The sequence below is a fragment of the Salinispira pacifica genome (assembly GCF_000507245.1).
Lineage (GTDB): Bacteria > Spirochaetota > Spirochaetia > DSM-27196 > Salinispiraceae > Salinispira > Salinispira pacifica.
Genome location: NC_023035.1, coordinates 3,478,157 through 3,494,698 on the forward strand (window position 1 = coordinate 3,478,157; position 16,542 = coordinate 3,494,698).

At 50.3% G+C, this 16,542-nt stretch carries 6 protein-coding genes; 4 read left to right on the plus strand and 2 right to left on the minus strand.

Annotation, left to right across the window (positions count from 1 at the left end; genetic code table 11):
- The first annotated feature begins 140 nt into the window (after positions 1-140).
- Positions 141-1,313, plus strand: a complete 1,173-nt coding sequence (locus L21SP2_RS15190; RefSeq protein ID WP_144083029.1) for a hypothetical protein — start codon at positions 141-143, stop codon at positions 1,311-1,313.
- Between the two features lie 82 nt (positions 1,314-1,395).
- Here L21SP2_RS15190 and L21SP2_RS15195 read toward each other — a convergent pair whose 3' ends face one another.
- Positions 1,396-12,387 (minus strand): beta strand repeat-containing protein, encoded by a 10,992-nt coding sequence (locus L21SP2_RS15195; protein ID WP_024269466.1) that lies wholly within the window; start codon positions 12,385-12,387, stop codon positions 1,396-1,398.
- A gap of 247 nt (positions 12,388-12,634) precedes the next feature.
- Here L21SP2_RS15195 and L21SP2_RS15200 point away from each other — a divergent pair, with 247 nt between their 5' ends.
- Positions 12,635-13,579 (plus strand): InlB B-repeat-containing protein, encoded by a 945-nt coding sequence (locus L21SP2_RS15200; RefSeq protein ID WP_024269467.1) that lies wholly within the window; start codon positions 12,635-12,637, stop codon positions 13,577-13,579.
- A gap of 67 nt (positions 13,580-13,646) precedes the next feature.
- On the opposite strand, the gene L21SP2_RS17655 is transcribed toward L21SP2_RS15200, so the two are convergent.
- The gene (locus L21SP2_RS17655) at positions 13,647-14,909 is read right to left on the minus strand and encodes a hypothetical protein (RefSeq protein WP_053335722.1); all 1,263 of its coding nucleotides are present in this window, start codon (positions 14,907-14,909) and stop codon (positions 13,647-13,649) included.
- Between the two features lie 187 nt (positions 14,910-15,096).
- On the opposite strand from L21SP2_RS17655, the gene L21SP2_RS15210 reads away from it, so the two are divergent.
- Positions 15,097-15,486: a bacteriohemerythrin gene (locus L21SP2_RS15210; protein WP_024269470.1), complete on the plus strand. Its 390-nt coding sequence runs from the start codon at positions 15,097-15,099 to the stop codon at positions 15,484-15,486.
- A gap of 77 nt (positions 15,487-15,563) precedes the next feature.
- Positions 15,564-16,532 (plus strand): alpha/beta hydrolase fold domain-containing protein, encoded by a 969-nt coding sequence (locus L21SP2_RS15215; RefSeq protein ID WP_053335723.1) that lies wholly within the window; start codon positions 15,564-15,566, stop codon positions 16,530-16,532.
- Positions 16,533-16,542: the final 10 nt, after the last annotated feature.

Here is a 16,542-nt window from a genome sequence, read left to right on the forward strand (position 1 = left end):
GAGATGGTTTCACCAGTCTTGTTCCCCGGGGGTACAATGTGATAGTTCACAAGAATGCCGTAGAGAGCAAAAATACTACATTCTGCATACATAATAGTATCTCCTGTTTCAGCGTTGTCCTGATTGCATCACTTTTTCTGATGAGCTGCAGTGATCCTTTGAACCTCTTCGGAGAGTATGATGGGGTCAACCTGATTGATGGATATCAATTTGGTGAAACAGATGCCGAAGGAAACGGTTGGACTGCTGATCACGGTTGGGGCTCAGGCTTCACACAAACATCGGTAAATAACTATATGAACTTTGAGCCGGTTACCGGAATCGACACAAGTTCCATCCCCGCTCCGGCAGATGGTGATCCGGTACATGTATATCGTCTTGAAATAAAGAATCAATTTATAAACGGGGACTTTGAATCTGCCGGAGAGCTTTCGAATGTGTTCTATGTTGATCCAGATAGCGGTGTTGAGTCATCGGCATCGATTGAATCGGGAGTTGATAATGAAATAGGCACCGGCCAATCAGTCAGGATTAATACGGTTATTGATGATCCAATCGACCAATACTACATTGACCTGGCAACCCGGGTTAATACCTGGTCGGATGCGGATGAGTACAGTTTTCATTTTGATTTTTATTCATACATAGGGTCTTACTATTTCCAGTTCGATGATAATACTGACCGTCCTGATTTCCTGTATTTCAGTGCCTTATCGGAACGAACTGAAACGGTTCTTTCCTTTCCAGGCAACGCCTCGACTGAGAAAAACAACCTCATAAGTGCCGATTCCCGTTACTCGCGCTGGTATCTGGGAAAGGTGGATGGAACAGTTCAGTTCGACAGCCAGCTGGACAATATCCGTTTTGTACGAGCGGATACCGATTATGCCGTACGCCTTCAGGTACCTTATACTCATGAAGACAGCGGTCTGGAGTTGGTTCAGAATGCCCCATACGTCTTCACGCTGTATGTTCGAAAGGATTCCCGGGCTCCGGGAGCAAACAATTTCTACTCCGAAATTTTAAATGTCACCGCATCTGATATATATTCCGGCGGAATAGGTGGGGTGACAGTCAGTCAGGATTTTGACATCAGTTCAATTGGAAGCTCATGGACGAAAATCCAAATGCCGTTCGACGGTCTTGTCCAGGGTGTCCCTGAAGATGATTCAGCGAAGATGATCGAAATCGCAATAACAGCTTCTGGACTCAATAAAACCATCGATGAGGCGGGAAATCTCAGCGTATTTCCCCTTGATGCAGGAGCAGTGCTCATCGCTGCACCTTCCCTTGAGCTAGGCACAATAGAGTAGCCCGAGGCATTGCCGTCTGAAGCAATTTTATTGAAGCACCTTCAACGTTCATGTGTGGTGTTTCATGATATTAGCCGGTGCCTTACTTCACCACTAGAACCTTTCGAATCTCATCAACTCCAGGTGCCGTGATTCTGATAAAATAGAATCCTCTGGCTACAGTATCCCCGTTACTGTTCTGTCCGTTCCATGAAATATTATGTATCCCTGTTCCCTGTCTTCCACGATGAAGAACTTTCACCAGATCTCCATCGAGGGTAAACACATTAATGAGTACCATTCCCGGACGATCAAGGGTGTAGTTGAGAACGGTTTGATCTCCTGTCTCAGGATTGATCACATTATTAAGAATGGTTGCTCCGCCGCGTTGCTCAACGATGCCGCCAATTTCTATGCTCCAGGGCTTCAGGGTTAAGGGTTCATTGGGGTCCTCTATGTTTGCTGCAAGAAGGGGACCTACCCGGTACATGAATTCGACTTCAGCTCCCCTTTCAATTTCCGGGTCTCCGGCCGGCAACAGATGCTGGGCGATACCGGTGGAGGAATCTGAATTTTGACGATTACTGATCCTTGCCTCAGTATTCGGGTCGGGTATCAGGCCCGGCACGGCTATCGGTGACCAGTACATTCCCGGTGCTCCATCCAGCAAGAGGTTTTTCTTATCATCAGGAACATTCACATCGAAAAAGAGGTTTATTGGTAAATCATGGTAACTCGGTGCAGTTATTCCCGACTCAACGGTAATATCCAGATCATCCAATGCTTCGCTCCCGTCGAAGTCTCTGATTGAGCTGAAACCGGATCCCCGTTCATCATCTTTTTGGATTCCATCGGTAGCCCAAATAGGCCGAACGATTCCTATTCCCACATCGGTAATTCGGCGGTTTGATCCAATTCTGTACTGATTAAGGGCTTTATCATAGAAGGTCTCAGTGGAAGGTCCCGGATCCTGGTCCACCGGCCGGATATCAATCAGGAATAGATCATCAGCGCTCAATTCACTGTCGAGCAGAAGATATGCCTCCTCAACTCCAGGGGTATTGCTGGGTGAAAGCTCGGCATTGGATTTAAGAACTTCAATGCCTGTTATATTTACTCCGGGATCAGAGAGTACAAAGAACGTTTCGTCAATTGCTGAGCTAAGAGTTTGGTCAGCCCATACCGGTTCAGTGAATTTAACATAGATTCGGTTACCACTTACCGCTGCCAAGGAAAGGATAATTTCCGGAGGTGTGCGCTCAATGGCCAGGAGTTTACCTTTCTCCGGCGAAACCGCCACACCACTCTCTTCAAAGGGATTGATTGCATAGGGTTCATATTCCGGACCGAATTGGGACGCCATATTTTCCGGTCGACTGCTGGGCATGAGGTTACCCGCAAGATCGGTGAGGTATCCATTTTGATTATGGGCATAGGCAAGATAGATTTCAGTGAGGTTATCCCAGCCCGCAGTTGCGGCATTATTGATAAATAGTCGGAAATAAGGATCATCCACACCCGCAATAATAGACCCATCCCGGCGATAAAGCTGGTTTTCTACCGAATCAGTTTGATACTCCCCGCCGAGTTCAGTGCCTGCATTGAAGGCGGAGCTCAATGTTTCTCCACGTACTCCGAGCCTGATTGATTCGGTAAACGTGGTGAAATTTCCTGCGAACGTTGCGCTGGAATCACGAACACCCCGATAGGTCTCTCCGGCCTGTTCATCCAGTTGGTCTCCAATACCGGCTGTGCCGTAATACGGCCGGTCGGAAAACAACGGCCCGCCCGGAGCACCTTCATCGTGATCGCTACTGGCGACCCAGTTTCCAAGTTCGGCGAGATTGTCTTCACTGAGCTGAAAAGCACCTGCGGAGGCAATCCCGTTATCCTGAATAAATACGTCAAACCCATCGATCAACTGAGTAATCGGATTTTCAATAAGTACAATTTCATACGCCTGTGCGATATTGGGGCGAAGACCCGGATACAGGTTAGCCGGGTCGGCTCCCGCCTGGAATGCCGAAATTACCGGAGCGGATACATCCCAGAAGTCGAAGTTGGTTCCCGGTGTGTACACACTTCCCGGAAGACCTGTGGACCCAAGGGGGGTAAAAGGTGTATCAGTTGCCGCAAAACTGGACCCAACCGGATACGCATCAGGCCGCTGCACGGTCTCTGGGCTTTCCATCAGAGATCGTGTGCTCTCTAATGCATCTATCCAATTGTCGGATGCCGAACTGTCTGTAATGAAATTATTTTGCTCAACCTCTATTAGTGTTCCCGGCGAATAAGGGTCTGGAACGAGAAAGTGCCAACCCGGCCAATTGGTACCATCCCAAAAACCTGCAAGGTACACCTCTATGGTTCGATCATCCAATGCATACAAACTGTTGACTGTTTCTTTTCCGGCAGCAGGAACATCCCGGTACCCCGTTTGAAAGGGCGGATCAGTGCCCAGGGCATAACTGCTGTTTGTATAGAAAAAATACCCGTTGAGATGCACCACTTCTTCGTCGGTGGAGTCTGAATCAATATCAATTTGATCATTGAGAAAATCACCGCCGATAGTAACTGCTCCGTCGAATGTGGTATCGGCACGATAGTTGCCGGCACCTATTACCGCACCAGGCAGCTGGGAACTGAGGGTAATATCTTCAGAAAAATGCAGCTTGAAAAAATTATGACCGTCCCTTCCGTCACCGGAATTCCTCATTCGACCAACTTCCACCGCATAAAGCACGGGACCCATTTTATCTTCTGCGCTTTCATTAACATTGAGATCGGCATCTCCGCTTCCATAGCCACCGCCATCATTGTCTGCGTACACCATATCCGCACCATTGCTTCCCCGCAGCTCTGCTTTCAACCAGCCTATATCCACAGCACCGATGCCGGGCACATTCCCTTCACTGTCAGTTCCTGTCCCTGCTCCGCCGGCATCAGTTCCATTGGAATCTGTTGCCCATGTTGCACCATTCAGCTTGAGGTAGATCGTTTTCAGCGCATCAAACGACGCATTATCGGTCCTGCGGTAAGGCTCGGTATCACGATTACCATCGCTATCGTCATCGATGATCTCACTGTATAATGGAAAACTCTGATTTCCTGCCGCCCAATATGGGGCAAGATACACCTCTCCCTGGAAGGGTGTGCCGCCTATGTTAATGGAAGCAGCGCTGCTGGTAATCTCCGAATTTGTGTTCATTATTGGTTTGTTGAATGTAATCCGGGCTACATCATCTTTTACCAGCTCTATCGAATCGACAACTGTTATTACATTGTCGAAACCATAGTTTGGCGTATATTCGCTGTCGAATCGCACTCTTCCGGCGCCGGCTCCCGAAAAGTCTCCGGAAAAACCACGGGTGTCCGGATTAAAATCCGGCTGAGTGAAAGCTGAAAAATCGTACACACTTGTGGAGCCGTTTAGGGTTGAGGGATTCGCATCTGCGTCTGTCACAATATTTGCTGCAATAATTGTTTTAGTCTGAACCAGGGCATTGGTAATGGTATTATTTATCGACACTGAATACGGGGCTCCCCAATCTGTATTATCACCCGGGGTAGGAGCTGCAGATCTGTTATCGGGTAAATAGAGATTCCAATCGCCCCCCGCGGAGGGAAGGTCGCTGCTGTTTACATAGAAATTCCCGAAGTTATCGCTTGGTCCGTATGTGTTGTCACCCTGATTATCAACACGGATATTAACCCCGTCTAAATCCCCAAAGCCGCCTGTGTACGGTGGCGCAGGCTGATAAGTTTCTATCCTCGGCATATTAATTGCAGACGGATATTTCCATTTATCGGCACCCGCAGCTCTGTCAGGGTCATCCACTGACGTATTTGCTGCATATCCCAGTACAACCAAATCCTCATCGGTATACAGATCTGTTGGAATTACCGAGTCGCCCCGTAAATCAACAGTACCGCCAAAGAGAAAGAAATTATTCACAGATACCGCCGGAATATTTTCAAGTTCTATAACAGCTCCTGCAGAATCGATAAACAGGTCATTAAATATAAGGGGCCTTCCATTGCTATCTATATCAATATTCACCGGAACATTCACATATGTCTCGTTCCCGGTAATAAATTGATTGTTCCCAGGCCCGTCGGTTCGAATACCGCCGCCGCTGAGTTCGATAATATCAGCAGTAAATGTCAGATTCCCCAACTCGTAGATCCCGGCATCATTGATCGGATCATCTGTCCCGATATTGCCTTCAATCACAATTTGGGATGAAGCATTTCCGTTATCATCAATAACAAGATCCTCAGATGTAGCAGATACAATGTTCGAGTTGGATGTGAATGTGACATTTGCGGCATTAAAATTTATGGTAACCGTGCCGCTGGAAATTGTGAGGGTATCGTTTATGGCTGCCGGATCGGCATTGAAGGTTCCGAAGGTGATGTCGCCTGCTGTATTGAAAATTATGCCATGCAGTTCAACATCGTCCTGAAAATTACTGTCAACAGTTGACCCTGAAATTGTCACTTCATCGTGGAACTCAATACTTCCTGTGAGTGCATCATCCTGCAGCAATCCTTCACCGGCATCCAGGGTGCTGTTGAATATAACATCACCGTTGCCTGTTATATTCAAGGACCCTGCATCGCCAGCTGCCAGGTCGACAGTACTATTAAAGCTTGTTGTACCAGCAGAATCAATCGTCAGATTTGTCCCTGTGGCTGCACCCAGGGAAGTATTATTTCCAACCGGACCGTCTATAGTAGTAATGTCATCGAAGCGCAGAGTCAGATTCTGGGGGCCATTCAATTGAGAATTAATTGTTAGAGAAGCAGTTCCTGCACCATCGGTAAGGAGAACGGATCCCCCCAGGAGTTCAAAGGTATCAGTATTATCGCTACCAACAGTGACAGCTCCGCCGCTGATAAGCGTTAAACCTGCATTAAACTCCACATCTTCATTGAATGTATACGAACCTGCGACGAATGTGATATCGCCCGATGCGCTAAATAGACCTGCGCCAACGTCCTGTACAAAGTTGCCGGTTACATCCAGGGTACCTTGGAGTGAAACAGTTCCGTTATTATGGTTAAAATCACCGGTAACATCCACATTCCCACCGGTGGAATCAAAATCAATCTCCGTGCTTAAATTACCGCCAACATTCAGATTGAATGTTGAAATGTGAAGTTCACCATCAGCCACTAGATTACTATTGGTAGTCATTCCATTTAGCAGGTTTACCGTAGTAGCGGGAGTTATTTCTACAACATTGTAGTTGCCCCCGGATGTCAAGTTTGTGGGTGCCCCTGAGTCAAATGTGACCGTACCTCCGGCCGCGGTGAAACCGCCGCTGAAGTTCACTGTAGTAGAGGCGATACTGGTTGTTGCAGATGATTCGGTAAACGCACCTACATTCACCGTAGCACCATTTATGTCTACCGCACCGCTTCCAAAGGTTGCGGTCCCGCTGGTCAGGTCACCTGTAATTTCTACATCTCCGGCACCGCCGTTCAGCGTCGAAATACTCACGTTTCCGCCGATTAGCACGCCACCGCCCCCAAGGCTTAGCGTACCAGTTCCCCCTACTGCGCCGGTCACTCCAAAGGTCTCTGTTCCTGTCTGGCCACCTGCATCAACTGTTCCGTCAGCACTGATGCTTGCTGCATCAAGCGTGTTGTTTCCCGTGCTTAGCTGTCCCGACGGTATTGTTATCGCGCCAAAATTCGCATCATCCTGCATCTGTACATCTGTGGCTCCACCGGTTATATCCGTGGCACCCATATTATTCCCATCAGTCGTTAATGTCTGGGCTCCCCCGCCGTTAAAGCGGATCGTACCACCGTTGGTGTAGGCTCCGGTGCTGAAGTCTGCATTCCCTGCGACTTCAACCACTCCGCTGCTGTTGTCCAGTGTACCGTTCACATCCACAAGACCGTCTACATCCAGAGTGTCCCCGTTTGTGCTCAGCTGACTGTCAATCTGCAGCGAACTCATGAGGATATTGCTCTGCATTGTCTGTGTGGCAGTATTCACTGTCACTGAGCCAAGATCCTGGGTACCGCCATTTGAATCTGTCAGATCTCCAGCCGCTCCGCCTATCCCTCCAAGGGTGAGAGCCTGAGCGTTATTCCCATAGCTTCCGCCGCTTTCAATAACAAAATGACGATTCACCGTCAGAGCATCCTGGGGCGTCAGGCCGCCGCCATTCAAAATACGCAGGTCATAGATCTCCGCTCCGCTACTGGTCAGATTCACTGTTCCTGATATCTGCAGTTCTCCGATTCCCCCGTCCAAACCGCTTATGTCTGCATCGCCTCCCAATGTCAGACTGTAGCTACCAAGGGTGAGCGTACCGTTTACCGTCAGCAAACCATCCACGGTCATATTGTTTTGAAGTTGCACGTTCGTTGGCCCTGCTACCGTGAAGTCATTGTAGTTCCCATTGCTGGTAAGGGTGGTTGATCCCGCCCTATCCAGGATAAGTTCTCCGGTATTTGCGGTGAACCCGCCGCTGAAGTTTACTGTCGTCCCGGCAATATTCGTGGTGGATGACGACTCAGTGAATGAAACAGCACTGGTCACATCACCATCTATGTCCACAGCCCCGCTGCCCAAAGCAACTGTTCCGCTGGTCAGATTTCCGTGAACACTAATCGTTCCCGCTCCGCCGTTCAGCGTTGACACACTCACATTTCCCTGAAGATCATGAGTCCCGGCGGCCAGGGTAACTGTCCCGGTACCGTTAACCAGTCCGGTGACAATCAGGCTGTTCCCGTTCATATCCAATGTGTTATTCGCTGTGAGGCTGGCTGCACTCCAGTCCGACTGGGCTGTCACTGCAGCAGAAACAATCACATTGTTAAATGTATATCCCCCAACGGCTCCTACGTTGCCGCCGGTGGTATCAAAGGTTACCGTTGAACCTCCGTTGGTAAAGGTTGCACTGGTCAGACTGCCGCCTATTGCCGTACCGTTGCTTGAGGCGGTAAAACTGTTTACGCTTACATCCCCGTCTATATCTGCAGCTCCGCCGCCCAGGCTTACCGTACCAGTTCCCCCTACTGCGCCGGTCACTCCAAATGTCTCTGTTCCTGTCTGGCTGCTGGCATCAACTGTTCCGTCAGCACTCAGGCTGCCGGCGCTGAAGGAATTTGCTCCAGTGTTCAATGTTCCGGTGACTGTCGCCGCCGATCCAACAGTGGCGTCACTAGCAAGGGTCACTGTCGTTCCGCCGGCTACCGTGAAGTCATTGTAGTTCCCATTGCTGGTAAGGGTGGTTGATCCCGCCCTATCCAGGATAAGTTCTCCGGTATTTGCGGTGAACCCGCCGCTGAAGTTTACTGTCGTCCCGGCAATATTCGTGGTGGATGACGACTCAGTGAATGAAACAGCACTGGTCACATCACCATCTATGTCCACAGCCCCGCTGCCCAAAGCAACTGTTCCGCTGGTCAGATTTCCGTGAACACTAATCGTTCCCGCTCCGCCGTTCAGCGTTGACACACTCACATTTCCCTGAAGATCATGAGTCCCGGCGGCCAGGGTAACTGTCCCGGTACCGTTAACCAGTCCGGTGACAATCAGGCTGTTCCCGTTCATATCCAATGTGTTATTCGCTGTGAGGCTGGCTGCACTCCAGTCCGACTGGGCTGTCACTGCAGCAGAAACAATCACATTGTTAAATGTATATCCCCCAACGGCTCCTACGTTGCCGCCGGTGGTATCAAAGGTTACCGTTGAACCTCCGTTGGTAAAGGTTGCACTGGTCAGACTGCCGCCTATTGCCGTACCGTTGCTTGAGGCGGTAAAACTGTTTACGCTTACATCCCCGTCTATATCTGCAGCTCCGCCGCCCAGGCTTACCGTACCAGTTCCCCCTACTGCGCCGGTCACTCCAAATGTCTCTGTTCCTGTCTGGCTGCTGGCATCAACTGTTCCGTCAGCACTCAGGCTGCCGGCGCTGAAGGAATTTGCTCCAGTGTTCAATGTTCCGGTGACTGTCGCCGCCGATCCAACAGTGGCGTCACTAGCAAGGGTCACTGTCGTTCCGCCGGCTACCGTGAAGTCATGGTAGTTCCCATTGCTGGTAAGGGTGGTTGATCCCGCCCTATCCAGGATAAGTTCTCCGGTATTTGCGGTGAACCCGCCGCTGAAGTTTACTGTCGTCCCGGCAATATTCGTGGTGGATGACGACTCAGTGAATGAAACAGCACTGGTCACATCACCATCTATGTCCACAGCCCCGCTGCCCAAAGCAACTGTTCCGCTGGTCAGATTTCCGTGAACACTAATCGTTCCCGCTCCGCCGTTCAGCGTTGACACACTCACATTTCCCTGAAGATCATGAGTCCCGGCGGCCAGGGTAACTGTCCCGGTACCGTTAACCAGTCCGGTGACAATCAGGCTGTTCCCGTTCATATCCAATGTGTTATTCGCTGTGAGGCTGGCTGCACTCCAGTCCGACTGGGCTGTCACTGCAGCAGAAACAATCACATTGTTAAATGTATATCCCCCAACGGCTCCTACGTTGCCGCCGGTGGTATCAAAGGTTACCGTTGAACCTCCGTTGGTAAAGGTTGCACTGGTCAGACTGCCGCCTATTGCCGTACCGTTGCTTGAGGCGGTAAAACTGTTTACGCTTACATCCCCGTCTATATCTGCAGCTCCGCCCCCAAGGCTTAGCGTACCAGTTCCCCCTACTGCGCCGGTCACTCCAAAAGTCTCTGTTACTGTCTGGCCACCTGCATCAACTGTTCCGTCAGCACTGATGCTTGCTGCATCAAGCGTGTTGTTTCCCGTGCTTAGCTGTCCCGACGGTATTGTTATCGCGCCAAAATTCGCATCATCCTGCATCTGTACATCTGTGGCTCCACCGGTTATATCCGTGGCACCCATATTATTCCCATCAGTCGTTAATGTCTGGGCTCCCCCGCCGTTAAAGCGGATCGTACCACCGTTGGTGTAGGCTCCGGTGCTGAAGTCTGCATTCCCTGCGACTTCAACCACTCCGCTGCTGTTGTCCAGTGTACCGTTCACATCCACAAGACCGTCTACATCCAGAGTGTCCCCGTTTGTGCTCAGCTGACTGTCAATCTGCAGCGAACTCATGAGGATATTGCTCTGCATTGTCTGTGTGGCAGTATTCACTGTCACTGAGCCAAGATCCTGGGTACCGCCATTTGAATCTGTCAGATCTCCAGCCGCTCCGCCTATCCCTCCAAGGGTGAGAGCCTGAGCGTTATTCCCATAGCTTCCGCCGCTTTCAATAACAAAATGACGATTCACCGTCAGAGCATCCTGGGGCGTCAGGCCGCCGCCATTCAAAATACGCAGGTCATAGATCTCCGCTCCGCTACTGGTCAGATTCACTGTTCCTGATATCTGCAGTTCTCCGATTCCCCCGTCCAAACCGCTTATGTCTGCATCGCCTCCCAATGTCAGACTGTAGCTACCAAGGGTGAGCGTACCGTTTACCGTCAGCAAACCATCCACGGTCATATTGTTTTGAAGTTGCACGTTCGTTGGCCCTGCTACCGTGAAGTCATTGTAGTTCCCATTGCTGGTAAGGGTGGTTGATCCCGCCCTATCCAGGATAAGTTCTCCGGTATTTGCGGTGAACCCGCCGCTGAAGTTTACTGTCGTCCCGGCAATATTCGTGGTGGATGACGACTCAGTGAATGAAACAGCACTGGTCACATCACCATCTATGTCCACAGCCCCGCTGCCCAAAGCAACTGTTCCGCTGGTCAGATTTCCGTGAACACTAATCGTTCCCGCTCCGCCGTTCAGCGTTGACACACTCACATTTCCCTGAAGATCATGAGTCCCGGCGGCCAGGGTAACTGTCCCGGTACCGTTAACCAGTCCGGTGACAATCAGGCTGTTCCCGTTCATATCCAATGTGTTATTCGCTGTGAGGCTGGCTGCACTCCAGTCCGACTGGGCTGTCACTGCAGCAGAAACAATCACATTGTTAAATGTATATCCCCCAACGGCTCCTACGTTGCCGCCGGTGGTATCAAAGGTTACCGTTGAACCTCCGTTGGTAAAGGTTGCACTGGTCAGACTGCCGCCTATTGCCGTACCGTTGCTTGAGGCGGTAAAACTGTTTACGCTTACATCCCCGTCTATATCTGCAGCTCCGCCGCCCAGGCTTACCGTACCAGTTCCCCCTACTGCGCCGGTCACTCCAAATGTCTCTGTTCCTGTCTGGCCGCCTGCATCAACTGTTCCGTCAGCACTCAGGCTGCCGGCGCTGAAGGAATTTGCTCCAGTGTTCAATGTTCCGGTGACTGTCGCCGCCGATCCAACAGTGGCATCATTTGAAAGGTTCACCGTCGTTCCGCCGGCAACCGTGAAGTCATTGTAGTTCCCATTGCTGGTAAGGGTGGTTGATCCCACCCTATCAAGGATAAGTTCTCCGGTATTTGCGGTGAATCCTCCGCTGAAATCAACGCTTGCTCCGGCAATATTCGTGGTGGATGACGACTCAGTGAATGAAACAGCACTGGTCACATCACCATTTATATCAACGGCACCTGCTCCGGAGGTGAATGTTCCAACCGACACATTCCCGCCTATGCTTGCAGATCCGCCGCCAAGAAGAACTGTTCCCGAGCCCGATACGTCTCCGCCAATGGACACAGCCCCCGTAGACCCGGAAACATCTATTGTCCCGTCGGTGTTGGTGTTGATGCTTCCTCCGGTAGTGAATGTTGCGGCTCCAGTTAAGGCAAGAGTTCGGCCGTTGTTTATGGAAAGACTTCCGGCACTTATAGTAATTGCCCCGCTAATATCAGCGCCGGCGTTGCTCATATCCAGGACGCCGGTAACTGAGAGGGTGCCCGGACCTAAAAGGCCATCTATAATAGCAGCAGCATCAGCGGTAAGAGTATTACCGTTCAGATCGATGGTTGTACCTGCGGTACCAAAAAGATTATTAGCAAAACCATCTCCGGTGAGTCGAACCGTGACAGGAGCAGCACTCAAATCAACATTCTCGGCCGGAGTCGGCAGAGTATTTCCGTTCCAGTTCAGAGCATCATTCCAAGTCAGATTGTCCCCGCCGCCATCCCATGTTTTTTGGGCGAAAACAGCCGCCGGTAATGCAATAAGCACGCAAACTACGAGACATAATCTGTAAACATGTGAAAACGCTGTGTGTGCACCCATAAATACCCCGCAGGTGGAAAAAAGAATTCGATTTTCTCTATAACTATACAACGCATACGGGAACATTCCAATGAGAGGATCTTCTTCTCAGAATAACTAAATATTGATTATTCTTGACTCTTTTTCTAGAGAAAATTAAGTTATTCTGCATTATACGCACTATACTTATTACGAAAGAATTTCGGAGGATCCTATGAAACGATTTGCCCTGTTTTTAGGTTTCTCACTCCTTTTGTTTGCACTCATCGGATGCGATACTCCTTTTTCTCCACCCACATACACCATTACCTATGACGGAAACGGGTATGTGGGCGAGGAAATACCTACTGATGATTCAACATATGCTGAAGGCGATATTGCCATCTTGTCCGATGGCGGCCAAATGACTCGAGCGGGATACACGCTGAACGGATGGACCACCGCCGGAGATGGTAGCGGTGACCATTATAATTTAGAAGCGGAATATATTATGCCGGCGGAAGATGTAACGCTTTTTGCTGAATGGAAACCAAATTCCAGCGGATATTCCATCACATACTATGGAAATGGCAACACGTCCGGTACTGCCCCTGAAGATAATACCGTGTATGCAAAAGACGAAGCGGTAATATTATCAGGCAGCGGAGATTTGTATAAATCCGGCGGGTATTCGTTTATTGGCTGGAATACTCAGTCCGATGGTAAGGGGGAGCATTATCATGCAAATGCAACGCTGGTTATGCCGGATGGTGATGTTGAGCTCTTTGCCCGCTGGAAGCCGGATACTGATAGCGAAGATCCAGAAATACTCGATCTCGCAATACTCACTCCGACAATTGATACTTCCACCGGAGACGACACGGCTACAATTGAAGTTAGAAGCTATGATGATGTCAAACTATATAAAGTTGAAATTGAGATAATAGCCCAGGACGGCGATCCCGATTTTTCAAACACGGTTCACACATTCAATACTGGATATTCAGGTGTTGAGTACATCGGAACCTTTACAGTGAATATACCCGTGCTCCAGGGGTCTGATGCCGGAACATGGATCATCAACTATGTGAACCTTACTGATAACGATTCAAAGGTTAATAGCTACTCTACCACGGATCTGACAGCTAAAGGATTTGCCACTGAATTTCAAAACCAGTAGCTCATAGCTGTCGGCACGGTTTTCTCCCGTGGATGAGCTTTGTTGCCAACTCTTTCTATCACCGTATTTACTCCGCCCGAAACCCCAGATCAAACCCCATCCAGTCCTCGGGGTTTGATTGGTCGGCGGCGATCATGCCGATGGATACATCTGCAGTGAGCTCCGCCACCAGCCACTGGGTTCCCCGGTGAGGAAACCGCGCTCCCGGCCCGTTCACATCAACTCCCACCAGGGAATGGCCGTGCTTTTCGCTGATCATGAGAACGCTCTCAAAGCCCAGATGCTCGAGAATGGCCATGTAGGCAAGCCCCAGACTGTCGCAGTCCCCGGACTCTTCTGTTATACACACCCAGGCCGGCTCCAGATCGCTGAGCGAACCGGTGCGCCGGTACGCAAAGTTCTGCACCCAGGAGAGTATTTCACCCGGCCACTCGCTGCGCATCACCCCGTGTCCTTCAAGCCGGCCGGCAATCACCTCTGCAGCACTCCGCATGTCGTACCAGCTGTCCTTGTAGAGCATCTGATAAAATCTCCGCCAGGCTGCCGTCCGGGTTTCCTCCGGCGCTTCGGCGAACTGGTTCAGGATCCGGGCTTCCCGGTCTATGACGGCCACCGCGGCCTCTATATCCGCAGAGGAACCGGGCTCCAGGGGCAGGTTCAGCATGGGCTGCATCCGCTGTGAACTCATGCCGGGCCGGGGGTTTTCCACGGGATTCAGCCGGGGCGGAGCGGCCGGGCTCCCGCCGCTGGAGCGGATGAACAGGCTGATTGCCCCGGGCATGGGGGTTTCTTCCTCCAGGGGGGAGAAGCCGTCGAGATTGCTGAGAATAAAGTCATGGTAGAGGTTGAATTCCTCCTCCAGACTGAATGCAATGAGAATATAATCGAAGGGATACGGGGATGCACCGGGCTCCAGGGGCTTATCGTCAATAGTGACAATGTAGCCGTGCACCGGGTTGCTCCCTGCCGTCCACTTTGCCTCGGTGAGGGCGGCGTTATGGCCGGAAAATGTGAAGGGGGCCGTGTCCGCTTCGGGAGTTTCGGTTCCCGCAAGCTGGGAGGCGATCTGTGCGCCCAGGGCCGGGGCGTCGTCCCCGGCCTGGTCGGGGTCCCGCAGAAGGATCTGGTAAATTGCATGCCCTTCCATGTCCGAGAAGGATGCAATGCCGTTGTTCGCGTCGTAGTCCAGCAGCTCCCAGGTCTCGGTGAGGTTCTGGGCCCAGCCGAACTCTTCGCTGAGAATCTCTTCGCCGGATGCGGCGCCCGGGATACATATCAACAAACTGAATATCAGAATTATCTGTTTCTGTGGAATCATCGTGAATTTCATGGGAACTCCCTCAGTTTCTGTATCGGTGAGGCGGCGGAAAAACTCAAGATCTGAGCCTCCCGGAAATCATCCTCCAGTTTATGTCTGCTCCCGTATCTGTACTGCTCTTTTCCATAAGCGCATTTCCCCATATACTGATGGAAATCCCTCATTCGGGTAACAGCATGTTATCCCTCAGGAGAAATCTATGGCCCTGCTTGAATGGACCGACGACATGAGTGTGGGAAATCCCATAATCGACACCCAGCACCGCAGACTGATTGATCTGGTTAACGATTTCCACCGGGCACTTGAGAACGGAAGAGGACAGGAAAGCATCTCGTTTGTGCTGGATAATCTCAACGATTATATCGAAATGCACTTCCGCAGCGAGGAAGCACTCTTCAGGATCAGCGATTACCCGGAAAAAGATGCCCATATGGAAGAGCACCGTCGGCTGATGGAACGTGTGGAGGAATATCTGAAGCGTTTCAAGTCGGGGAATAAGTATCTTACGGTGGAGATTCTCGATTTCATTCAGGAATGGGTGGAGCACCATATAAAAGTCACCGACGCTGGTTACAAGGATTATATTTGAGATACTTCTCCATACCAGGACTTGTGGTTTTACTGGTAATCATGAGCTTAACAGTATCCTGTTCAACAGCAGCAACAGTGGAAACTGCAACACAATCTGAACAGAACTCAACAGATGGGCACGCACATTCTTCCTTTCAGAAAGTCACAGTTCGTCCCAGCGCTGCCATGGCCTTCTCAAAACTAATTCTCCGTCTCATGAGATCGCCCCTGTCTGCCCGGCATTACGAATCTCATATGCAGGAAATTCTTCAACGGCCTCCCCCCCAGCCTGCGGATCTTCCAACCAATATGGATAATGAATATCTAATCAGTTTTCACCGGCTTAACGGCGGGTGGTATTATCATCTTGATCCATTACACAGAAGCCCCTCTCTGAGTGTTGTGTATAATCACGGAGGCGCATACGCCAAACCCCTTGATACCGTTCATTGGAGCATCGTATCAAATATTTCCGAAAGCATGAATGCAGAGATCTTCATTCCTATCTATCCCCTGGCACCGGAATATGATCACCTTGACGCATATAGATTCCTTGACATTGCTTACGCAGAGATATCGAAGAAAGCGAATTCCCCTGTGTGGTATGCCGGGGATTCGGCGGGAGGAGGAATCGCCCTTACAATGGCGGTCCGTTCTACAGAAAAAGACCTGGGAAATGTTCCTGAAGGGATAATTCTTTTTTCTCCCTGGCTCGATATTAGTATGTCCAACCAAAAAATTGCTGATATTGAAGAAGATGATTTAATGCTGAGCGTCCCGGCACTAAAGGCATTCGGGAAGTGGTTGGCAGGATCTGCAGATCCAAAAAATCCCCTGGTAAGCCCTCTGTATTCAGAATTTCCTCCCCTTGGGCCGGTGTATGTTTTTCAGGGTACTGCTGATATTTTATGGCCGGATAGTCGGTTGGCAGCCCGAATACTCGCCTCTTCGGGAACGCCTGTACAATACTTTGAATATACCAGTGCGTTTCATGTATTTATGGCGGCGGACTTTCTTCCTGAATCCCGGGATGTATTTACCAAACTGGCCAATCTGATACAATAGGCTTCACTCC

Coding starts and splice junctions, on each gene's coding strand:
- L21SP2_RS15190 (WP_144083029.1), top strand. CDS start 141: ATGAGCTGCAGTGATCCTTTGAACCTCTTCGGAGAGTATGATGGGGTC.
- L21SP2_RS15210 (WP_024269470.1), top strand. CDS start 15,097: ATGGCCCTGCTTGAATGGACCGACGACATGAGTGTGGGAAATCCCATA.
- L21SP2_RS17655 (WP_053335722.1), bottom strand. CDS start 14,909: ATGAAATTCACGATGATTCCACAGAAACAGATAATTCTGATATTCAGT.
- L21SP2_RS15200 (WP_024269467.1), top strand. CDS start 12,635: ATGAAACGATTTGCCCTGTTTTTAGGTTTCTCACTCCTTTTGTTTGCA.